Source organism: Enterococcus sp. DIV0213h (genome assembly GCF_051711285.1).
In the GTDB taxonomy this organism is placed as follows: domain Bacteria; phylum Bacillota; class Bacilli; order Lactobacillales; family Enterococcaceae; genus Enterococcus_D; species Enterococcus_D casseliflavus.
In genome coordinates, this window is record NZ_JBIOMH010000001.1 from 1,110,425 (window position 1) to 1,132,907 (window position 22,483).

19 protein-coding genes, 1 tRNA gene and 2 other annotated features are annotated in these 22,483 nt (G+C 45.2%); of the genes, 12 read left to right on the forward strand and 8 right to left on the reverse strand.

The genetic code is table 11. The annotated features are described in order from the left end of the window. The first annotated feature begins 73 nt into the window (after window positions 1-73). Window positions 74-1,828, forward strand: coding sequence for an ABC transporter ATP-binding protein (locus tag IGI77_RS05070; protein ID WP_010747689.1), 1,755 nt, complete (start codon window positions 74-76; stop codon window positions 1,826-1,828). After that, entirely contained in the window at window positions 1,812-3,560 is a 1,749-nt protein-coding gene (locus tag IGI77_RS05075; protein ID WP_005225384.1) for an ABC transporter ATP-binding protein, read from the forward strand. Before IGI77_RS05070 ends, IGI77_RS05075 begins: the two co-directional genes overlap by 17 nt. 137 nt (window positions 3,561-3,697) lie before the next feature. Here IGI77_RS05075 and IGI77_RS05080 read toward each other — a convergent pair whose 3' ends face one another. Together IGI77_RS05080 and IGI77_RS05085 are read right to left on the reverse strand one after the other, a co-directional pair. After that, entirely contained in the window at window positions 3,698-4,609 is a 912-nt protein-coding gene (locus tag IGI77_RS05080) for a LysR family transcriptional regulator (RefSeq protein WP_438769620.1), read from the reverse strand. Between the two features lie 135 nt (window positions 4,610-4,744). Next, window positions 4,745-5,584, reverse strand: a complete 840-nt coding sequence (locus tag IGI77_RS05085) for a MetQ/NlpA family ABC transporter substrate-binding protein (protein WP_438769621.1) — start codon at window positions 5,582-5,584, stop codon at window positions 4,745-4,747. 49 nt (window positions 5,585-5,633) lie between these two features. Beyond that, window positions 5,634-5,865, reverse strand: a binding site (T-box leader). Window positions 5,866-6,065: 200 nt separating this feature from the next. Between IGI77_RS05085 and IGI77_RS05090 the strand changes: the two genes are divergently transcribed. After that, window positions 6,066-6,671 (forward strand): short chain dehydrogenase, encoded by a 606-nt coding sequence (locus tag IGI77_RS05090; RefSeq protein ID WP_010747693.1) that lies wholly within the window; start codon window positions 6,066-6,068, stop codon window positions 6,669-6,671. Between the two features lie 81 nt (window positions 6,672-6,752). Here IGI77_RS05090 and IGI77_RS05095 read toward each other — a convergent pair whose 3' ends face one another. From IGI77_RS05095 to IGI77_RS05110, 4 genes are all read right to left on the reverse strand, one after another. Continuing rightward, window positions 6,753-7,337: an SOS response-associated peptidase gene (locus IGI77_RS05095; protein WP_438769622.1), complete on the reverse strand. Its 585-nt coding sequence runs from the start codon at window positions 7,335-7,337 to the stop codon at window positions 6,753-6,755. A gap of 217 nt (window positions 7,338-7,554) precedes the next feature. After that, a complete protein-coding gene (locus IGI77_RS05100) occupies window positions 7,555-7,701 on the reverse strand; it encodes a hypothetical protein (RefSeq protein ID WP_005234527.1) in 147 nt (48 codons plus the stop codon). 464 nt (window positions 7,702-8,165) lie between these two features. After that, window positions 8,166-9,770 (reverse strand): amidohydrolase, encoded by a 1,605-nt coding sequence (locus tag IGI77_RS05105; RefSeq protein ID WP_438769623.1) that lies wholly within the window; start codon window positions 9,768-9,770, stop codon window positions 8,166-8,168. Further along, entirely contained in the window at window positions 9,771-10,850 is a 1,080-nt protein-coding gene (locus IGI77_RS05110) for an ABC transporter substrate-binding protein (protein ID WP_142964289.1), read from the reverse strand. It abuts the gene before it with no gap. 267 nt (window positions 10,851-11,117) lie between these two features. On the opposite strand from IGI77_RS05110, the gene IGI77_RS05115 reads away from it, so the two are divergent. The 4 genes from IGI77_RS05115 (at window position 11,118) to IGI77_RS05130 (ending at window position 14,386) form a co-directional block, all read left to right on the forward strand. Continuing rightward, window positions 11,118-12,086, forward strand: coding sequence for an NADP-dependent oxidoreductase (locus IGI77_RS05115; RefSeq protein ID WP_438769624.1), 969 nt, complete (start codon window positions 11,118-11,120; stop codon window positions 12,084-12,086). A 14-nt stretch (window positions 12,087-12,100) separates the two neighbouring features. Continuing rightward, a complete protein-coding gene (locus IGI77_RS05120; protein ID WP_016610641.1) occupies window positions 12,101-12,463 on the forward strand; it encodes a TIGR02328 family protein in 363 nt (120 codons plus the stop codon). Window positions 12,464-12,615: 152 nt separating this feature from the next. Then, window positions 12,616-13,677 carry an LLM class flavin-dependent oxidoreductase gene (locus IGI77_RS05125; RefSeq protein WP_438770508.1) on the forward strand — a complete coding sequence of 354 codons (1,062 nt, stop codon included), beginning with the start codon at window positions 12,616-12,618 and terminating at the stop codon, window positions 13,675-13,677. Next, window positions 13,670-14,386: an NADPH-dependent F420 reductase gene (locus tag IGI77_RS05130; protein WP_438769625.1), complete on the forward strand. Its 717-nt coding sequence runs from the start codon at window positions 13,670-13,672 to the stop codon at window positions 14,384-14,386. The genes IGI77_RS05125 and IGI77_RS05130 overlap by 8 nt, the downstream gene beginning before the upstream one ends. A 235-nt stretch (window positions 14,387-14,621) precedes the next feature. On the opposite strand, the gene IGI77_RS05135 is transcribed toward IGI77_RS05130, so the two are convergent. Continuing rightward, window positions 14,622-15,074 (reverse strand): DIP1984 family protein, encoded by a 453-nt coding sequence (locus IGI77_RS05135; RefSeq protein ID WP_005225396.1) that lies wholly within the window; start codon window positions 15,072-15,074, stop codon window positions 14,622-14,624. 562 nt (window positions 15,075-15,636) lie between these two features. Between IGI77_RS05135 and IGI77_RS05140 the strand changes: the two genes are divergently transcribed. Next, window positions 15,637-17,289: a peptide ABC transporter substrate-binding protein gene (locus tag IGI77_RS05140; protein WP_438769626.1), complete on the forward strand. Its 1,653-nt coding sequence runs from the start codon at window positions 15,637-15,639 to the stop codon at window positions 17,287-17,289. A 93-nt stretch (window positions 17,290-17,382) separates the two neighbouring features. On the opposite strand, the gene IGI77_RS05145 is transcribed toward IGI77_RS05140, so the two are convergent. Continuing rightward, window positions 17,383-17,464 (reverse strand) — tRNA-Leu (locus IGI77_RS05145). Window positions 17,465-18,094: 630 nt separating this feature from the next. After that, window positions 18,095-18,334, forward strand: a binding site (T-box leader). A 91-nt stretch (window positions 18,335-18,425) separates the two neighbouring features. Here IGI77_RS05145 and IGI77_RS05150 point away from each other — a divergent pair. From IGI77_RS05150 to IGI77_RS05165, 4 genes are read left to right on the forward strand one after another with little or no spacing between them, the layout of a single operon-like run. Beyond that, window positions 18,426-19,274, forward strand: a complete 849-nt coding sequence (locus IGI77_RS05150; protein ID WP_005225399.1) for an SAM hydrolase/SAM-dependent halogenase family protein — start codon at window positions 18,426-18,428, stop codon at window positions 19,272-19,274. Further along, complete coding sequence (locus IGI77_RS05155; protein WP_005225401.1) at window positions 19,271-19,825, forward strand: ECF-type riboflavin transporter substrate-binding protein; 555 nt, start codon at window positions 19,271-19,273, stop codon at window positions 19,823-19,825. The genes IGI77_RS05150 and IGI77_RS05155 overlap by 4 nt, the downstream gene beginning before the upstream one ends. 25 nt (window positions 19,826-19,850) lie before the next feature. Next, window positions 19,851-21,560 carry an ABC transporter ATP-binding protein gene (locus IGI77_RS05160; protein WP_438769627.1) on the forward strand — a complete coding sequence of 570 codons (1,710 nt, stop codon included), beginning with the start codon at window positions 19,851-19,853 and terminating at the stop codon, window positions 21,558-21,560. After that, window positions 21,550-22,380: an energy-coupling factor transporter transmembrane component T family protein gene (locus IGI77_RS05165; RefSeq protein WP_438769628.1), complete on the forward strand. Its 831-nt coding sequence runs from the start codon at window positions 21,550-21,552 to the stop codon at window positions 22,378-22,380. Before IGI77_RS05160 ends, IGI77_RS05165 begins: the two co-directional genes overlap by 11 nt. The last annotated feature ends 103 nt before the right edge of the window (window positions 22,381-22,483 follow it).

A 22,483-nucleotide genomic window follows, 5' to 3' on the forward strand; every position in this document is an offset into this window, starting at 1 on the left:
CGTTTATGCTCTGTCCTTTTTCCGAAGGGACAGAGCTTTTTTGTGTACTTTTTTAGAATGTGAGGGATAAAACATGAAGTATGTATTAAAACAATTAACAACGTATTTTAAAGAACATAAGGTGCGCTATACCTTTGTATTCGTCTTTATGGTGATCGCTAGTGCGATGTATGTCGCACCGATCTATATTCTGCGCTTGTTCATCGATGCGTTGATTCAAGATAATTTTGATTACTCCGTACTGATCCAATATGTGAGCCTCTTCGCGGGAGCTATCTTGTTAGGATATTTGGCGGAATTTGTTTGGACGTTTAATTTATTTATTGGTTCCTACGATCTGCAAAAACAATTACGGGAACAATTGATGAGCCACTTTCTCAAAATGGGGGCGCCGTTTTACCATCGTTTCCGAACAGGTGATTTAATGACTCGTTCCAGTGACGATGTCCAAGTGATGGGGATGACCATTGGGTATGGACTGATGGTTTTCTTAAATACTAGTTTGTATCTAAGTTTTATCGTAGCGATGATGGCTGGGACGGTTTCTTGGCTACTGACCTTGATTGCCTTGATTCCAATGCCGCTTTTAGCCTATTACATTTTCAAATGGGGCTCGCAAGTCGATAAGGCGTTTACGGAAGCGCAGAATTCTGTTTCTGAGATGAACAGTGAAGTGCTGGAGATCATTGATGGCATTCGGGTCGTCCGAGCTTATGGACTAGAAGGAGCCACCACGGAACAGTTTCAAAAGAAAACACTGGAAACACGAGCGAAAAACAATATCGTTTCTGAGATCGATTCCCGTTTTGGGCCGCTGATTACCATCATCTTAGCAATCAGTTTTGTGATGAGCTTTGGTGTCGGGGCGTTTCTTGTTGCCAACCAAACGATCACCATCGGTGCGATGGTTTCTTTCCAAGTGTACTTGACAATGGTCGTTTGGCCGATGATCTCAGCAGGAGATCTTGTGAATGTGATGCAGCAAGGTGCCGCATCCTGGCGTCGGATCAATGAAGTGCTGCAGACGGGAGATGAATTAGAAACGCCAGGCGAAGCCGACCTGCAAGCCATCAATACGATCCGTTTTGAAGCATACCATTTCCAATACCCGCAAGCAGCTCGTTATGTGTTAGAAGGACTGGATTTGACGATCACTCGTGGAGAAGTCTTAGGGATCGTTGGGAAGACCGGCAGCGGAAAAACGACGCTGCTAAGACAATTTGGTCACCGCTATCCATACTCTGATCAAGTTCCCTTGATCAACGAGCAGCCGTTGACGGCCTATCAAACAACAGCAGTGCGCAACCACTTTGCAGAAGTACCGCAAGAACATACCTTGTTTTCACGAACGATTCGCGAGAACTTGTTATTCGGACAGCCAGACGCTTCCGAAGAAGTATTGTGGGAAGCACTGGAAGCTGCTTGCTTTAGCGAAGACATCAAGCGGATGCCAGAAGGGCTCGAAACGGTCGTCGGTGAGAAAGGTGTTTCCCTTTCTGGTGGACAAAAACAACGCTTGTCCTTAGCACGGGCGTTTTTACGAAACAGTGAAGTCCTCTTACTGGATGATGCCCTTTCGGCAGTTGATGCCAAAACGGAACAAGCCATCATCACGAATTTGAAAACGATGAAGCAGGCACCGACCTCCATCATCGTGACCCATCGATTGTCCGCCATCACCGAAGCGGATCAAATCATCGTCTTAGAAGACGGACGGATCACACAGCGTGGTACCCATCAGGAGTTGATCGAAACGCCAGGCTGGTACCAAGAGCAGTATTATCATCAACAGTTAAAGGAGGACGATACGAGTGTTCTCAACGATTAAACGTTTGCTCACGTATTTGAGCTATTATAAAAAACAATTTACCGTGGGTGCGATCTTGCTGTTGCTAGCTGCAGCGCTCGAACTGACTTCCCCACTGATTGCCAAGCAGCTGATCGATCGAGTGATGACACCAGCGGTTAACAGTAGCAATTTAGACACGATGCTTTTGATCCAATTGCTCGCTGGGTATTTGCTGGTCAATTTGATTGGTTCCCTCTTTCGTTATATCAGCTTGCTGCAATTGCGAAAAATGTCCAACAGTATCGTCAAAAAAATGCGGGATCAGCTTTTTGACCATATGCACAAATTACCCGTTTCTTACTTTGACCAAATCCCAGCAGGTAAAGTCGTTGCACGAATCACGAATGACACCGAAGTCTTGCGGTCGAATTTCTACGTGATCGTGATCAGTAATTTGTTAAGCAACATCATCCAAATCATTGGGGCGTTTATTGCATTGTTTCTTTTGAACCGCACCTTAGGAGCAGCGATGCTGATTTTGATCCCGATTTTAGGAATCTGGCAGCATTTTTATACCAAATATGCCTCTCGTTACAATTTAGCAATGCGGGAGTACATCTCACAAATCAGTGGGCAGTTGAATGAATTTGTCCAAGGAATGGCGATCATCCAAGCCTTCCAACGAGAAAATCAGTTGCAGAAAGAATTTAATGAAACAGTAGAGAAATGGTTCAAAACTGGACGTAAATACCTCTTGCTCGATTCAAGTATCGCTTGGGGATTAGGCAACTTGTTGCGAAATTCAACGATCTTGATTTTGATCACGACCTTGGCCGCCTTTTTCCTTGATGGCCGGTTGGCGATCTCAGCAGGCTTGCTGTATGCCTTTATTGATTACATCAACCGCCTGTATGATCCCATCGAAGGGCTTGTCCAAACCATCACCAATGTGCAGCAATCATTAGCTGCTGGACAGCGGGTCTTTGAGTTTGCTGATCAGCCGGTTGAAAAACAACAAAGTGAGCAGCTGACTGTCACGAATGGCGATGTTTCTTTCCAACAAGTGACCTTTGGCTACGACCCTGAGCAAGCGATCTTGCACGATATCAACTTTGACGTTGCCGCAGGAGAGACCATTGCTTTAGTTGGTCATACTGGTTCTGGAAAATCGAGTATTTTGAACCTGTTGTTCCGTTTTTATGATCCGCAGCAGGGAAAAATCGTTGTGGATGGACAAGTGATCGCTGATTATGATCGTCATAGTTTAAGAGATTCAATGGCGATCGTCATGCAAGATCCCTATCTATTTACTGGAACGATCGCCAGCAACATCGGGATGAACGATCCAACGATCACCGAAGCGATGATTATCGATGCCTTGAAACAAGTCGGCGCTGACTACCTTTTGAGCCGCTACGAAAAAGGCATCCATCATCCAGTCGTTGAAAAAGGCAATGAGTTTTCTAGTGGAGAACGCCAGCTGATCAGTTTCGCCCGTGCGCTGGTGTTTGATCCAAAAATCTTGATTCTGGATGAAGCGACGAGCCATGTGGACACTGAAACAGAGTCCATCATTCAAAAGGCGATGACCGTCTTGCAAAAAGGACGGACGACCTTCATGATCGCTCACCGTTTGTCAACGATCAAACAAGCCGATCAAATCTTGGTCCTAGACCAAGGGAAGATCGTGGAACGGGGAACCCATGCGAGTCTTGTCCAAGGGCAAGGGATCTATCAGCAAATGTATCAAATGCAGGCAGAGCAGCTGTAATCAGCGGTGATTGCCGACAACAGTAACCGTAAAAGAAAATCCTTGAGCCTCCTGCATGGGAAGTGGCTCAAGGATTTTTTATATAATGCGAAGGTGCAGCCAATCATCTATGGGGAGTAGGAAGAGGAGGCCTTCGCTTATATATCAGTAGGAAACGCGGCAAGGTGTTGTCGTAATTTTGTTAAGAAACGCTCGCCGATCACTGATAATGGGCGATCGTTCTTTTTAATGAGGATGATCTCACCCTCGGACGCGTCGATCAAAGGAAGAAAAGCCAATCCTTGGCGTTCTGGTTGGGCAACGATCCCCGAGCCGGTTCCATAAAGATTCGTCTGCTGTAATAGCTGGACCATTGTGCCTCGATCGCTGACATGCACCACTTGGGGGCTTTGAGCAAAGTCGATCAAATCCTCGGAAAAGAACGAATAGCGTTCATCTTCTTGCAAAAAACGTACTTGCGGATAAGGCGCAAGATCCTTTAAGGAAAGTTGCTTTTTTTCTGTCAAGGGATGAGTCGCTCGTAAAAAGACATGGGGGCGAAACCGTCCCAACGCCTCGAAGGACAATTGGGCGCCTTGTAACAGTCTTTCCAATCCTGCTTGGTTTTGCTCATTCAAATAAAGAACCCCAAATTCACTTCGATATTGCTGCACGTCCGTGATTACCTTTAAGGTCGTGGTTTCTAATAGGCGAAACTGGCGGCATTTGGGAAATTCCTGTAGCAGTTCACTGAAAATTCCAGCCGTGAAATCATAGTGCTGGCTTGCGATGGCGAAGGTTTGACTCGCTGCTTGCTTGCTGGAAAAACGCGTTTGCAGCTGCGCCACTTGACTCAAGATCGGCTGGGCATGGTCTAGAAATTCCGAGCCTTCGGCAGTCAAGCGGGCACCTTGATTCGTACGCTCGAAAAGCTGGACCTCCAATTCTGTTTCCAACTCTTTCACGGCTTGGGAAAGACTTGGCTGTGAGAGATACAGCCGTTTGGCTGCTTCACGAAAACTTCCATGGTCAGCGATCGCTTGCACGATCCGCATTTGTTGAATATTCAATTTTTGACCTCCTTTACAAAGATTCAGACGGAAAAAGGGTCCACCAATCAATAGTAGTCAGTTCTTTTCCTTCTATAATAGAAGCTTCTTAAAAAATAAGACGACAGTTGCTGCTTATTGCTACTTGTGAAGCGGTTATTGCAATTCTTCAGGAATAAACCAATAGCCCGTTTGATTCTCTTCTGCCAGCAGTTCTTTAAAGGCTTCAGAACGATATGCTGCCACCACTGCCTGTGCCAAATCACTGTCTTGGTTGGCTTCTTTGACCGTTGCCACCAGTTCATACTCTTGCAAAATGTCTTCACTTAATAAGCTTTCCTCTGCAGCAATTCCAGCACTATAAACGATGCTGCCGGGAATCACCGCATAGTCTAAGTCTGCTAAGCTGCGGGGGATTTGCGCAGAATCCATCTCGACGATATCCAGGTTATAAGGATTGTCAGTAATGGTTCTTAACGTCGCGTCAATGGGCGCCACTTCGGGGTCAAGTTCGATCCAGCCAGCTTTTTGCAGCAGCAACAGGGCACGGGCGCTATTTGACGGATCATTGGGAATCCCGATGGTATCGTTTGCTTCAATCGCTGCTAAATTGTCCTTTCTGCCAGGATACAAGCCAGCTGGAACCGTAGGGATCGGTGTGATACCCACCAAATCGGCACCCGTATTTTCATTAAAGTTCTCTAAATAGGCGGTATGCTGATCGACGTTTAAGTCGATTTCGCCATCGTTCAGTGCAATGTCTGCTTCCAATACCCCAGTAAAGCCAATATCAGTCACGGTATAGCCTGCTTCTTCTAAAATCGGTTTGATTCCCTGAAGAAACAGTTCGCTGTAAGGTCCTGGTGTCGTACCAACTCTGATTTCTGTCTGCTGCTCTTCGGCATTTCCGGTCACTTCTTCTTGGTTGCCGAAGCCAGAAAATAAGACCAAGGACAACAGACCAATGCCCATACCAAATCGAATCCTTCGTTTCATACCTCTTCCTCCTTTTTTATAAAAAAAACCTTCCCAAAGACAATTCTTTGGGAAGGACGATCATTTCGCGGTACCACCTTCATTTGTTTTTTGTTGAAACAAAAAACCTCAGTCAGTTCATCAAATAAACTGCATTGCGCTATCGGGCTTTCTCCGTCGGGGATTGTTCGTCCACGAATGCTCAAAGGTCATCTTCGGATCGTCTTCCTTACTCGTTTCCACCAGTTCCGAGCTCTCTTGAAAGAAAGGGGGGATCGTACTCTTCTTCTCACTGCATGTGTATGAAATTAGTAGTATCTTAGAACAAGATGAGAAAGTTGTCAATTGCTTTCGTGATAGGTGATTCCAATCACTACGCAGGTAGTAGGGGAACAAATGGGGAAGGGTAAGAATAGATCAATAAGGCAGGAAAAGCAGATGAATGGTCGAAATCGCTTGGTTGGGTTAGAATCGAAGCACAAAACAAAAAAGAGGCGAGGAAATGAAATTACTTTTGATTGGACATACCGGCACACTTGGGCAGCTTTTAGTTGAAGGCTTTCAGCAGCTACCAGAGGTGGAGCTGATCACGGCTAGCCGTAGCAGCGGCGATCATCAAGTCGAAATTGCGGATGCAGACAGTGTCAGCCAGCTATTTGCAGCTACTGGGAAAGTGGATGCCATTGTTTCCGCTGCGGGAAGCACAGTGTTTAAACCCTTTGAGGAATTGACGCCAGCAGATATTCAACAGTCGGTGGCTTCGAAGCTGCAAGGACAAGTCAACCTTGCGTTGATTGGCCAGCATTTTCTCAATGAAGGCGGCAGTATCACACTGACTTCTGGAATTATCAAAGACGAATTTATCCCAATGGGCACGCCTTCAGCACTGGTCAACGGCGGTTTAGAAGCCTTCGTGGCATCGGCAGCTTTTGAGATCGGTCATGGGGTACGAATCAATGCAGTCAGTCCCAATGCGCTTGTGGGCTCTTGGGAAACCTTCGCAGATTCTTTCAAAGGCTTTATTCCAGTTGGTGACGCACCTGTTTTTGCAGCGTATCAAAAAGCAGTCTTTGGGATCATGACTGGCAAAACCTTCACCGTTTATTAAGAAAAAGCAGAAGTAGGAAAAACCGCCAAATCAAAGCTGACTTGGCGGTTTTTGTTCTGCTGAAAAAGAAGTAGCAAGCAGTTAAGAAGAGAGCAATTGAGTTTTCAGCTTGGGCATTTCTGCTTTGAGTTGTTGGCGAGCAAAAGCCAAGTCATTGATCCAAGAAGCAATCGCTTCTTTTTCTAAGAACAGAGGCATTCGATCATGGACTGGTTCAACAGAATCGTTCGCGGCAGTCGTTAGAATGATTGATTCGGTTTCGATTTGATCCTCTTTTTGAAGGATGCGATAAAAACCAGCGGCATAAATCACGTGATCTTGCGAAAAGAGAAACTTTTCCTTTTCATGATTCCATTCATAGAAACCAGACATCGGAAAGACACAGCGATGCTCTTGGAAAGGTTTGCGAAAAGTCGGTTTTTCTTCAACGGTCTCAGAACGGGCATTGATCATCAAATGCCCTTTTTTAAAGCCGGTAAAGCCCCATCTTGTCACACCAGCTACAACTTGTTGTTGTTGATTTGCACCGATGGTTACGACATGATTGGAAGGGAAAATATCATTGACAGCGACAGTCTGTTGGCGCTTGCGGGCTTTCGCCGCGGCTTCTTGATAATATTCTGACAATTCGCCAGTTGTTGGGTCAAATAAGTATCGGCCGCACATGGACGGATCACTCCTTTTTTGGATTGGCTGGTGCCTTTGTTTCAGTATAAAGACTCAAGGCGTCAAAACCAACTAACTTGCTTCACTTCTCGATTCAACAAGAAAAGGAGCTTAAACATATGTAAAAAGTCAGGAGTATCGCTTGATTTGCTGGAAATCAGATAACAAAAAAAGGCAGTCACCTACTGAGGTTGACAGCCTTTTTTATTCTAGTTGGTTAGCCAATTTTTTTAACTCTCCCGCCGATTTTATTTGCGAAACGTTCAGCATCTTCTCTGCAAGTATAGGTCAATGCAATTGTTTTGTCCCGTGTTCTTTTTCCTTCGGCGGTTAGATAACCATGAAAGATTTTAATCGCATACAATAGATAAACACCTCCTTATCCTTGGTAATAATAACAAATTTACCGCTTACATTCAAGGGATATAGTAAAAGTTTATTTTTTGTTAGTTATTTTATTAAGAATTTATTCAAAGGCTTAAAAAACGATTGAAGGAGAAAGGGAGGGGGTGGAATAGACCAATGATTGCTGTTAAAAGGAAAAAACTCCAAGGGAAAAGAGGCATGTTTCTGAATTTCCATCAAATAAAGAAACTGGCAACCGCTTAAATTATTCTTTTGCTGCGCCAATCGAATAGACCAATCCACGCGAAGCAAAATGGCCGAAAGAAAACCTATGATAAAGCATAGCTGCCAAGCAGGGAATCCATCGTAAGGGATAGGGGCAAGTACGAAAAGGGAGAGTGGTCCAAACTAAGCACCTGTTTCTGTATTTTTTGATCAAAGAAAAACACCAGACCTTGTACTTTCACAAGATCTGGTGTTTCATCAGTTACCCCAATAAACAAATCGCCCATCAAATACGGTCGCTTCAACAGTCGTTTGAAGCAATTCTTCGGCAGTCAAAGGCAAGATGTTTTGGGACAAAATACAAAGATCGGCTAAACAGCCAACTTCTAATCGCCCGATATCTTGCCGACTCAAGGCTTTGGCGGCGCCTGCGGTGTGGGCATAGAGGGCATCGGCGATGGAGATTTTTTCTTGTGGCATCAATCCGCCTGCTGGCTGGCCGTTTTTTTCCTGCCGAGCAACCGCATAATACAGTGAGTCTAAAGGAGTCACGTCGATCACGACTGGCGTATCAGTCCCAAAAGCCAAGGTTGCGCCTTGCTCTAGAAAGGACTGAAAAGGAAACATTTGACTGGCACGCTGAGGGCCTACTTCTTCATCGAGGGTCTCATAACCGACTAATAAATGGCTAGGCTGTACGGAGAGTACCAGTTGTTCTTGGCGAACTAGTGGCAGATCAGCGGCATCCATCACTTCCAAGTGTTCCAAAGTATTGGCTTTGCCTTTAGAAAGCGGGTGAGCAGCAGCACTTTCTTGATAAAAGAGGAGTGCTTGTCGAATCGCTTCATCACCGATGGTATGGATGCGCATCGGCCAGTCTTGCTGGTTGGCTTGTAAAATAAAGCGGCGCATCCGTTGAACATCGATCAACGGCATCCCGACATCACCAGCAAAATACGGTGTTTCATATTCCTCTTTTAAAAAAGCCGTGTGCGTACTCGTCACGCCATCAAAAAATTGTTTGACGCCGCCCATTTGTACTTTTTCGGAGCGATAAGTATGGTAAGTTTCTTTCAGTTGCGTGATGTCTTCTCGCATGGCTGGATAAAAGACAGCGCGCAAGGTCGCTTCTGCTTCTGTTTGCCGATAAAGAGTGGGGTAAACCAAATCGTCCCAGCTTTCTCCTGTCAAGGCAACATCACCGATCGTCGTAATGCCGTATTGATTGAGCTGCTTCATATAGGTCAGAAAGGCAGCAGGGCTTTGTGCCTGAAATGACTGTAAGACCTTTGCTAAATAATGAATGGCGATCGCTTCTAAAAAGCAGCCGCTTAATTGTCCGCTGTTTTCGTCAAGCAGTGCCTCCCCGCTGATCCCTGCTGGTAAGTTCTCAGGTGTGATCCCTAAAGCAGCGATCCCTTGGCTATTCAACCAAATACTGTGGGCATCACCTGAAATCAGCATGACAGGCGTGTCGGCACAATAGTTATCGATTGAATCTTTCGTCGGGTAGACTTGCTGACCGAAATCACTGCTGAACCAGCCGATGCCGATTTTCCATCCATGGGTGATGGGCAAGGCGGGCACTTGCTGGGCAACGGCTTCTTCTGACACTCCCGTAAGATGGGTCAGTGCCCCTTGATGGAGTAATGCGGAAAGATAAAAATGAACATGAGCATCAATAAAGCCTGGAATGATCATTTGTTCTTTGAGATCAATGACCTGGTTGTCTTCAGCAAGTGTTGGCAGCGCTGAAAGAGGACCCACAGCCGTGATTTTCTGGTCTTCTATCAGGAGAAAGCCCGCAAAAGTCGTTTTTGTTTTGGTATCAAAGATGTGTTCAGATTTTAGTAATAGTGACAATTATAATCCCAACTTCCATTCAAGGAAAAGATCGTTGTAAAGCTCAACCGCTTCTTTTCCTAAGTATTCATAATGTTCCATTTGTTCCATCGCACTTGGCTCAGGGTAGAAAGCCTTGTCAGCAGTAAGTTCTGCTGGCAGCATGGCTTTGGCCGTTTCACTCGGCGTGGCGTAGCCCACGTATTCGGCATTTTGTGCGGCATTTTCTGGTCGCAGCATAAAATTGATGAAGGCGTAGGCTCCCTCAAGATTGCCAACGGTTTTCGGGATCGCAAAATTGTCTGTCCAAATCGCACCGCCGTCATTGGGAACGATATAGGTGACGGCAGGATTTTCCGCCATCACATAAGCGGCATCGCCCGAATATCCGATTCCTAAAGGGGCATCGTTGTTGATCATCAAGGTTTTGATCTCGTCGGTCAAAACTGCTTTGACATTGGGACGGATACTTTCCAGCTTCTTCAAGGCTTTGGCGACCTTGGTCGGGTCTTTTTCATTTTGGGAAAGACCGAGCGTCTGTAACGCGATTCCTAAGGTTTCGCGAGCACCATCCACCATCAATACATCATTTTTAAATGCAGGGTCCCATAAATCACTCCAGCCATGGATCGAAGAAACATCAACTTCTTCAGTATTTGCCATGATTCCGATCGTGCCCCAAAAATAGGGGATCGAGTAGGTATTGTCAGGATCAAAGGCTTGATCCATCAAAAAAGGCGACAGATCTTCCGTTCCCGTCAATTTCTGATGGTCTAAAGGCACTAACAATCCTTCTTCGATCATTTTCGGAATGATCGATTCGCTAGGGAAAACCAAATCATAGCGCGAGCCGCCTTGTTTGATTTTCGTTTCCATCGCTTCGTTGGAGTCAAATGTATTATAAATCACTGAGTAACCAGTCTCAGTTTCGAATGTTTTGATCAGTTCGGGGTCAATATATTCGCCCCAATTGTAAATAATCACTGTATTTTTGTCGGACGACGTTGCTGCCCCCGATTCTTTCGTTAACACCGAAGCACCTAAAAACAGCAACGCGGTGATGCCGATCACACCGCCAAAAAATACCCACAACCTTTTCAATTCATCAATTCCTTCTTTCTCTACAATTTCGTATTTCTTGAGTAGCGTAATTGATTTTTAAAGAAAAGGCAATAAAAAAATGAAGAAAAAATAAACCCGTTTCTTTCAAGGCTTAGAAGGAGGAACGGCCAGGTGGCTGCGGCAGTTTCCAAACATATCATTTGTCAAATTCCCTCCTTTTGCCTAAGCTAGGGAAGTGAGAAATCAAGGGATGGAAAAACAGGAACCTCTCTTTGATGAGGAATGAATGTAAGGAGTGAAGCATCAATGGAAACACGTGCTGTCGTTATTGAAGCCTATGGTGGAAAAGACCAATTAAAAGAAGCAACGGTCCAATTACCAGAATTAAAAGCAAATCAATTATTAGTCAAAGTTGCCGCAACGTCCATCAACCCGATCGATTGGAAATTAAGAGAAGGCTATTTAAAACAAATGTTTCCGTGGGACTTCCCAATTATTTTAGGTTGGGATGTCGCAGGGGATATCGTAGAAATAGGTGCTGATGTGACAGAATTCAAAGTTGGTGATGCGATCTATGCCCGCCCTGAAACGACTCGTTTTGGGACGTATGCTGATTACGCCATCGTGGATGCTGAGTTAGCAGCGATCAAACCAGAAAACCAAAACTACGCAGAAGCAGCTGCAGTGCCATTAGCTGGTTTGACTGCTTACCAAGCGTTGTTTGAACACGGTCGTTTAAAAGAAGGGGAAAAAGTCTTGATCCATGCCGGAGCAGGCGGAGTTGGTACCTATGCGATCCAACTAGCAAAAGCAGCTGGCGCTTACGTCATCACGACGGCTAGTCCTCGTAACCATGAGTTATTGCAAAAACTTGGTGCCGATGAGATCATCGATTACCATACGACAGATTTTGAAGAAGTCTTGCAAGACATCGATTTGGTCTTTGATACGATGGGGGGCGACACCCAGAAGAAAAGTTTCACTGTCTTAAAACCTAAGGGCCGTCTGATCTCGATTTTGAGTATTGAAGACGAAGACTTGGCAAATGAAAAAGACATCTTCGCCAAAGCAATTTGGTTACGAACCAACGGCAAACAATTGGCAGAATTGACAGAGCTGATCGAAGCAGAAAAAGTCAACAGTATCATCGGTGCAACCTTCCCATTGACGGCACAAGGAATTTACGATGCCCACGCATTGAGTGAGACACACCATGCAGTCGGCAAGATCGTTATTGAAAATCAAGACAATTTCATCAGCCAAGACGCAGAATAAAGGAGGCTGAACCGATGCGCTTATGGCATGAAGCGCTGATACCTGCTTTGCCTCGGCAGCAGCTGTTAGGCCAGCATCGTGAAGCAGCAGCCTTACGGGGGCTAGGCTGGGGCAAGAAGCACGCAACCGTCGATTACGTTTTTACCCATCCGCCCTATAAATTGTTTCAATACCATCAGTTAGTGCTGGATGAAATGACCCGTCGAGGCTATCGGCCAGCACCTGAATGGTACGATCCAGCGTATCGTGGCAAAAATCTGCCGCTGGAACCCTCCGTTCAAGCTGTTCCTTTGACTACGCCAATCTATCCAGAACATGATGAAGCATACTTGGAAGAATGCTTAGTGAATCTCCATAGTAAAGGGATCTATCTTTAAAGACCAAACACTTTCCTGAATTTTTGTTCGGGAAAGTGTTTTTTTGCTTTAAAATCGATAACTTACAAAAAGTAAGCATATTGTTCGCAACTTTTTTTGTTCCTTGTTATAGTGAGAACAGAGAATCAGTAATGAGAAATGAGGAAAAGAAAATGACCATCAATCACAGAAATCTTGAATTTGGGTTAGATACGTTTGGCGATCTAGCCTTTGATGATACAACGAAAGAACGGATCAGTTATAGCGAATCGTTGCGCAATATCGTGGCAGAAGGAAAATTAGCCGATGAAGTCGGCATCGATGTCATTGCCTTAGGGGAGCACCATCGGGAAGAGTATTCGATCTCAAGTCCTGATACGGTACTAGCGGCTTTAGCGATGGTTACCAAAACCATCAAATTAGGTACCGGTGTAACTGTCTTGAGTTCGGATGATCCCGTGCGGGTCTACGAACGGTTTGCGACCGTTGACGCGTTGTCGAACGGTCGTGCACAAATCATGCTGGGACGAGGATCTTTTACTGAATCATTCCCTCTATTCGGCTATGACTTGCAAGATTATGAAGAACTATTTGAAGAAAAAACAGCGATGTTTAGTGAACTGAGAAAAGGCAAACCACTAACTTGGGAAGGCAAGTTCACGCAATCCTTAAAAAATGCCGACGTTTTTCCAAAAATCGAGGGACACCAATTAGATACCTATGTAGGTGTCGGTGGAACCCCTGAATCGATCATTCGTGCCGTCCGTTATGGGTTTCCCGTTATGTTAGCGATCATCGGTGGCGAACCTGCTCGTTTTGCGCCCTATGTTGATCTGTATAAAAAGGCAGCGCAGCAATTGGGGCAACCGATTCTGCCAATCGGCATGCACTCCCATGGTGTGATCGCCGACACCGACGAAGAAGCCTATGAAATCGGCTGGAACTACATCAGAAAGAGCATGGACAAAATCGGTCTTGATCGCGGCTGGCCAGCCATGAGCAAAGAGCGCTTTGACTTTGAAGTCGAACATGGTTCTTACTATGTAGGCAGTCCAGAAACCGTGGCGCAAAAAATCGCCCGTATGATGCCGCAAGTCGGTGTAGAACGCTTTGATCTGGTTTACGGTACTGGCGGACAGCTGCAAAAAGACCGTTTCAAAACGATTGAATTGTATGGAACCAAAGTGATTCCACGGGTGAAAGAATTGTTGGCAGCAGGTGATAGCAATGCCTAAAACCATCGGTATTTTAGGCGCAGGCAAGTTAGGCTTAGCGCTCGCAAATCTTGGTGCCAAGGCGGGCTATCGGGTCTTGATCGCCAGTACGAAGCCAGCAGAAAAAATCGCCTTGTCCGTTTCTGTGTTGGCTCCGGGAGCGATCGCAAAAAATGCCGCTGAAGTGATGACAGAAGCCCAAACGATCCTTTTGGCAATTCCGTTGAGTAAGTACCAACAGCTACCAGCAGAAGCTTTGGCTGGCAAGCTAATAATCGATGCCATGAACTATTGGTGGGAAGTCGATGGCAAAGAAACAGAATACTCATCCATCGAGCAGACTTCTTCGGAACGTGTGCAACGCTATTTTTCCCAAAGTAAAGTAGTCAAAGGATTCAATCATATGGGGTACCACGACATCCAAGAGGAATCTTTGCTGACGAGAACGGCTGCTCAAGGAACTGCCAAAAAAGCCATCGCCATTGCTGGTGATGACCAAACCGCCCTCGATCAGACAGCAGAAATCGTTGCTGCCTTCGGCTTTGATCCCTTTCCTATCGGTGCTTTAGCTAATGGCATCATGTTAGAACCCGGCAGTCCTTTCTTTGGTGCCAATCAAACCAAAGAGGGATTGACGGCATTGATGAAGGAGTTTTGGAGCAGTGAGAAAGGGCGAGCGTTTCTGGCGCGTCCTTCCGCTGTGAGTAACAAGCAGCAGGCTCCCCAGTAAAAGAGCCGCCTCAAAGTACGACTGGATACGATAAAAACAACCCTCTTCTCAAAAAAAGAAGAGGGTTTTTCCCATCCAGTCAAATCAGCACGTGGTCGCTAAAAATGCAATGTGATTGTTACGATTGTGATTCGTAAGCAGTGGTTGTTACGTTTACGTCTCTGCCAGACGATCCATAGTGTACATATCAGCCTGTACCTGCTTTGTGCTCGCCTTTGACACCCACCCATGTTTGTTAAAGATCGACTAGCCAGTTGGTTTGTTGGATCTTTCCATCTAATTCTCGCAGCTGTTTGGCGGTCGCATTCAATTGCTCCGTTAGCGTTTTTGTATCGATCGTGCGCACCAGTCGAATTTCGTTGCGACCCATTCGGGGAGCTGCTTTGGTTTCATCCAGTGCTTGCGTAAGCAGTGCATGCTTGCGGCGCAGCTGTTCTCGCTGTTCTAGTGCTTCCATCAACAATAACGCACTATCTGCTAAAGAGGCAGTCGCATTTTTCCGATTGATGGCTACGACTAATTCTGAATACTGTTGATTGATCTCATCGTATTCCTTGAACAATTCTGTGATACTGCGATCCAAGGTATCGCCTTCTTGGACTAACACACTGCTAGAGATTTCGTTGCGCAATTGAAACAGACGATTGTTCAAATCTCGTCTTAAAAGTAACGCTTCTGCTAATTTCATTTTGGCACACTCCTTTTTTACAAATCAGAAGGCTTATCTAGTTCTTATCCTAGAGAAGAACGTGACGAAAGGCAAGCAAGACGCAAAACAAGCTCTGATAGAAAAATCATAAAAAACTGAATATTCGCAATTCTTGTTGACTTCCAAAAACACCAATAGTATACTTTAAAACAATCATGAAATAGACAAAAAAACGTCATTTACCTGTTTTTTAGATAAAAAGAAAGACGATGAAGAGAAGAGTAGCTTTGGAATCTGTTAGAAGAGAACCCGGATGGTGAGAAAGGGCAGCAGAAAAAAAGTGAAGATGAGCTCTGAGTGATCTGATTTGTTCACGCAAATCAGACGGAAAGCAGCCGTTACCGTGCCAAGTATCTTAGCGTACTGTTGAGGTGCCATTTGTGAGAGTGGTGCGAAAAAGGGTGGTAACACGAAAATCTCGTCCCTTTGTTTGTCAAAGTTGATAAGCAAAGGGATGAGGTTTTTTCTTTTTATCGTTGAATGCGTTTTTTGCTGTCATGAAAAACACTTGCGTTGGTTGCGCAATCACATAGGAGGAAGAATGAAAATGATCTGGAAGAAGCGTTTATTGGTTGCAGCAGGAGTGATTGGGTTGACCCTTTCTGGCTGCACGACAACAGGAAATACCGAGGGATCAGAGGCTGAATCTAACGGAGCGCCGAATCAAGCGATCGCGGTGAGTCTACCAGCTGAGCTGACGACTCTCGATACGACCCAAACGACGGATAAAGCAACGTTTACCATCGTACAACATTTATTCGAAGGGCTCTACCGTTTCGATGAAAACAGTGAACCAGTTCCAGGCTTGGCAGAAGGAGTCGAAATCAGTGAAGATGGCAAAACCTATACCTTTACTTTGCGAGACGATGCGAAATGGAGCAATGGCGAAGCGATCACTTCGGCTGACTTTGCTTATGCGTGGAAAAAGTTAGTTGATCCAGCAACGATGGGACCAAATGCCTATTTGTTGGATAATGTAGTCAATAGTAAAGACATTCGTGAAGGCAATGCAGAGGTAGAAACGATTGGTCTGGAAACCCCAGATGACGCGACCTTTATCGTGCAGTTGGAGCAGCCGCAGCCTTCGTTTTTATCCTTGATTTCCATCGGTTGGTTGGCACCGCAAAATCAAGCCTTTGTTGAAGAAAAAGGCGATACCTATGCCCGGACAAGTGAAGATTTATTGTATTCTGGTCCCTTTACTTTAACCGATTGGCAACAGACAGGAGACGAGTGGACGCTAGTGAAAAACGACCAATACTACGATGCTGATGTCGTTCAATTGGAGGAGATCAAAGGCTCCACCATCAAAGAAGAAAATACGGGGATCCAATTGTTTGAAAGCGGCGACCTTGATTTGCAAAAAATCAGCGGGATCTACGTCCAACAATACGGGGACAATGAAGAACTAGTTACGCAAAACGATGTGGCGAACTTTTTCTTAGACTTCAATAAAACCGCCAACGATGCCTTAGCAAATGTTCATGTGCGTAAAGCGATCGCGTTGGCGATCGACAAAGAAAGTCTCGTGGATAATGTGTTGAACGATGGAGCGAAAGTTTTAAATGGATTGATCCCTACTGGATTAGCTGCGAATCCAAATACTGGCGAAGATTTTCGAGCATATAGCGGTGATTATAATCTGTATGATTTAGAGGCTGCCAAGGAAGAGTGGGAAAAAGCCCAAGCGGAAATTGGTGAAAGTACGACGCTGCGTTTATTAGTGACAGATGATGACAATGGTCAAAAAATCGGGGAGTACTTGCAAAGCCAACTGCAAGAAAACTTGCCAGGCTTGTCGATCTCCATCAACAAACAGCCACGTGCCAGCTTGAATCAATCAAGAGCAAATAGTGATTATGAGCTTTCCGTTTCTGGCTGGATCGCTGGAAGCAGTGACATGGATATGTTCTTTATCTTATACAAAAACGGCGCTTCCTTTAACTACGGCGGCTATGTCAATGAAGAATATACGGCGTTGACGGAAGATGCGCGCACCGTTCATGCCAATGACCCCGATCAATATTTTGAAGATTACAAAGCGGCAGAAGAAATTTTGTTGGAGCAAGATGCTGCGCAAGTCCCTCTTTACCAAAGTGCTTCAAATTATCTGATCAAATCAAATGTTAAAGATATCCAATTCCCAGCTTATGGCGCGCATTTCTTTTTCCGCACCGCCTATGTTAGTGAATAAGGGGAAAAATAGTTGAATGAAACGCGCACGTTTATTCGATGAACATGCGCGTTTTGCAACAAAAAAAGCAGTTCAGAAAGCTGAACTGCTAAATGCGGAAGATGGGAGTTGAACCCACACGAGATAAACTCACACGCGCCTGAAGCGTGCGCGTCTGCCATTCCGCCACTTCCGCATAAGATAAAGATAATCCTTTCTAGGAAGAAATGCAAGTCCAATCTCACAAAAAGGAGCCCGCCAGCGGGGACTGGCGGGATAGGAGTAAAAATGAAAAAGTGTTAGGGTTGTTTGTTGGTATGCATTTATAATAGCGGGAAAATGTGAAAAAAAATTGACGAATCAAACAGAATTCTGAGAAGAAATCGCCAAGAAAAAGTGAAACCATTTAAAACAGTCAGAAGACAAAAAGGAGCCCGCCAGCGGGGACTGGCGGGAAGGAGTAAAAATGAAAAAGTGTTAGGTTTGTTTGTTGGTATGCATTTATAATAGCGGGAAAATGTGAAAAAAAATTGACGAATCAAACAGAATTCTGAGAAGAAATCGCCAAGAAAAAGTGAAACCATCTAAAACAGTCAGAAGACAAAAAGGAGCCCGCCAGCGGGGACTGGCGGGAAGGAGTAAAAATGAAAAAGTGTTAGGGTTGTTTGTTGGTATACAGGTATCATACCGAGAAAATATGAAGAATTTTCGCGTGAAATTTAGAAATTGCGTGAATCTTTTGACAAATTATGGCTTCTGTTTGAATTTTTTCTTAAAAGAGAATTGACAAAAGGCACAAGCTTTGATAATTTTAATGAAACAAAATGCAAACGCGATGAAAAAGAAAGTAGAATCACGGGCGTTGTCTAGCAGAGAGTTCCAGCAGGTGAGAAGGAACGACAACAAATGATTTGAAAATGACTTTGGAGCGGATTTTCTGACTAATTAGGAAAATACGGTTGCCCCGTTAACAAGCGACAGTCTCCGAGTGTTTTCGGGTACTGAATGAGGTGAGGCCTGTGAAGGTTTTACAGATTAAGGTGGTACCGCAGGTGATGCCCTTAGCTTTGGCTAAGGGCTTTTTTTGTGTCTGTAGGGTCAGCTGTTTCATGCGAAGGTTTTGTTGAAAAGGAGAAAGGTTGTTGGGAGGAGAGAAAATGCACAAATTAGTGGTTCAAACCGATTTTGGTTTGCAAGATGGAGCGGTCAATGCGATGTACGGGGTAGCCTATCAAGTGGCACCAGAGCTGGTCATTGCGGATTTGACTCATGAGATCGAGCCATACAACATTCATGACGCCAGCTATCGCCTGCTGCAAAGCGTCACCTATTGGCCAGCAGGAACAGTCTTTGTTTCAGTGGTCGATCCTGGCGTAGGGTCTGATCGACGAAGTGTGGTTGCCAAGCTGGCGACCGGGCAGTTGGTTTTGACACCAGATAACGGCACCCTGACCTATTTAGCGACTTATATCGGAATCGCTGAACTTCGGGTGATCAATGAGGCAACTGAGCGCTTGGCAGGATCAGCCGAAAGCCATACGTTTCATGGTCGGGATGTTTATATGTATAATGCCGCTCGGCTCGCCAGCGGTGCCATCAGCTTTGAAGAGCTAGGAACACCTGAACCTAAAGAAGCGATCCAAGTTTTTGCCATTGAAAAGCCAAGCCAAACAGCTGAAACGATCACAGGGACGATCGATATTCTCGATATCCGCTTTGGTTCGTTGTGGACGAATATTCCCCACACGTTCTTTAAGCAATGGCAGGTCCAATACAATGAGTCGCTGCTCGTCAGTATCTACTACCAAGATACCCTGCGTTATCAAGAAGAAGTGCGTTTCGGACGATCCTTTGCGCAAGTGGCAGAACAAGAACCCGTCTTATATGTCAATTCCTTGCTGAATATCGGTTTAGGGCTCAACTTGGCTTCATTTGCTGAAACCTATAAAATCGGCACTGGCACAAATTGGAAAATTACCCTCAAAAAAAGGAGAAATGAAAAATGAATCAATCAAAATTTACAGTAAAACACATTGTTGCAATCGGTATCGGTGCTGCGGTCTTTTTCGTCTTAAAACGTTTCGTCACGATTCCGACGGGTTTCCCAAATACAGATATCGCCACAGCCTATCCTTTCTTGGCGCTATTAGGCGTTGTCTACGGTCCGATCGTGGCTGGTTTAGCAGGCTTTATCGGTCATGCTCTAGGAGATTTAACGACTTATGGTCCATGGTGGTCTTGGATCGCCGCCTCTGGGATCTTAGGGGTGTTCTTTGGACTTTTGACTCGTTGGATTCCAATCCAGCAAGGAACCTTTGGCGCTAAAGAAATTCGGACCTTCTTGATCGGTGAAACGATCGCAAATTTGGTCGTCTGGGTGATCATTGCCCCGATCGGGGATATTTTGATCTATGGCGAACCAGCGAACAAAGTCTTTACGCAAGGAGTCATTGCGGGATTGACCAATGCAGTCGTAACTGGGATAATCGGAGTGATCCTGCTAAAAGCCTATGCCCAAACCAAAACCAAAAAAGGCAGCTTGAGCAAGGAATCCTAACCAAAGAAATGTGTGAAGGCTAAAAATGAAACAAAAAATCATTCAATTTACGAATTTTTCTTTCCAATATGATGCACAAGCGGAACCGACCTTGAAAAACATCGATCTAACGATCTATGAAGGAGAAAAAGTCCTGATCGTCGGTGCCAGCGGTTCTGGCAAAAGTACATTAGGAAAATGTTTGAACGGTTTGATCCCGCAAAACGACAAAGGCAGTAGTACTGGAGAATTGACGATCGGTACCAATGCCTTTGGGCAAGCTTCCATCTACGAGCTGTCTTTGACCGTCGGCACGGTGCTGCAAGACACCGATAGCCAATTTGTAGGCTTGACCGTAGCAGAAGATATCGTATTTTCATTGGAAAACGATCAGCGCAGTCAAGCAGTGATGCAAGAGGCGCTGCGTTTTTGGGCAGAAAAGACTGACTTAATGGATCATTTGGCGAAAAAACCGCAGGAATTATCGGGTGGCCAAAAGCAGCGTGTTTCAATGGCAGGTGTTTTGATCGATGAAACACCAATTCTACTGTTTGATGAGCCGCTAGCCAACTTGGATCCGCAAACAGGTGTGGAAGCCATCAAAATGATCGACCAGCTGTATCAAGAGAAGCGTTTTACCACCATCATCATTGAACATCGCTTAGAAGAAGTGTTAGCAGCAGCTGTCGATCGCATCATCGTGATGGAAGAAGGCCGCATCCTTGCCGACAGTACACCGAATGAACTATTAAAAACGGACATGCTACAGCAAGTCGGCATTCGTGAACCACTGTATTTAGCCGCCTTAAAAAAAGCGGGGGTTCCCGTGACCGACGCTGCTGATTTGGTCGCGGTAGAAGCATTTGCATCACCTGAGATTGCCGAAAAACTGACTCAGTTTCAAGAAAAATTTCCGAAACCGGCGCTTCCTAGCCACCAGCCGCCGTTGTTGGAAGCAAAAAATCTATCGTTTTCCTACCAAGTGGGCAAACCCATTTTGCAAGCACTGGATTTTACCATCCATCAAGGAGAAATGATTAGTTTGGTCGGTCATAATGGCGCAGGAAAATCGACCTTGTCCCATTTGATTACCGGCTTTTTGACTCCGACTTCTGGCAAATTACTTTGGCAAGGAGCGGACATGGGCAATGATTCCATCAAAGAACGAGCGCAAAAAATCGGGTATGTGTTGCAAAACAGCAATCAAATGCTGTCAAAAAACTTCCTGTTTGACGAAGTTGCCTTAGGCTTGCGCAACCGAAATGTTCCAGAGGCTGAAATTACAGAAAAAGTTCATCAGACCTTGAAAATCTGTGGTCTTTATCCGTTTCGCTCATGGCCATTGTCGGCACTAAGTCATGGACAAAAACGCCGAGCCGCCATTGCAGCGATCCTCATCTTAGATCCTGAACTCATTTTATTGGATGAGCCGACAGCGGGACAAGACTATCGCCATTACACCGAAATGATGCAATTTTTACAGGAGTTGAACCAGCGGGGATTAACGATCGTTATGATCACCCACGATATGCATTTGATGTTGGAGTATACACAGCGGACGATCGTTTTGACAAAAGGAACGATTTTGCTGGACGCACCGCCAGAAGTTGTCTTAGCAGACAAACAAGTGGTGAGTGCCGCAAACCTCAAAGAAACCAGCTTGTATACACTGGCGACCCTTAACCAGCTGACAGATCCCGCCGCTTTTACTGCCGCCTTCATTGCCAGCGAGAAGGAGGGATACGATGGAGAGTAATCTAATCGGCTATCTTGACCGCAAAACATGGATTCACCAATTAAGCGGTGCCGCAAAACTGATTTGTTTTTTGCTGCTATCCATCATCGGGATGATCTCTTATGATACGCGCTTTCTCATTGGACTGGCATTGTTTTCGGTCTTTCTATTTGCCAGTGCTGGAATTCGCTACCGAGATATCGCTTTTGTATTGAAATTTATCATCTTCTTTTCGCTTTTGAATTTGGTGGCGGTCTATCTTTTCGCGCCAGAATACGGAGTGGAGATCTACGGTACGCGCCACGTGATTTTCGAAGGGATCGGTCGGTATACATTGACCCAAGAACAAGTGTTTTATGAGCTGAATCTGTTGATCAAATATTTTGTCACGATTCCTCCAGGGGTGATTTTCTTGTTTACCACCAATCCTAGTGAGTTGGCGTCCAGTATCAACCGCATCGGGATTTCCTACAAGATCGCCTATGCAGTCGCACTGGCTTTGCGTTACATTCCCGATATTCAAGATGATTTTCGGACCATTGCCAAAGCGCAGCAAGCACGGGGCGTGGAGCTTTCTAAAAAAGCACCTTTGCGCAAGCGAGTGGCAGGCAATGTCGCGATTGCGATTCCTTTGATTTTTTCCAGCTTGGAACGGATCGACCATATTTCTGCTGCCATGGAGCTAAGAAGGTTTGGCAAACACAAGCAGCGTACCTGGCTGAAAGCTAAGCCGATCCAAGGCAAAGATCTTTTGGCGATTGCTGTCGTTTGCTTGATCGTGGCGCTCGGATTGTCCTTGATGGTCCTTAATGGCGGACGTTTCTACAATCCGTTTCGTTAATAAATCAACCCATGAAAACTTAAAAAACGGACGCATTGTCAATAATGAAAGTGGGACGGATGATTCAGAATTGATTCATCCGTCCCAGAAATGATCGAGCCAA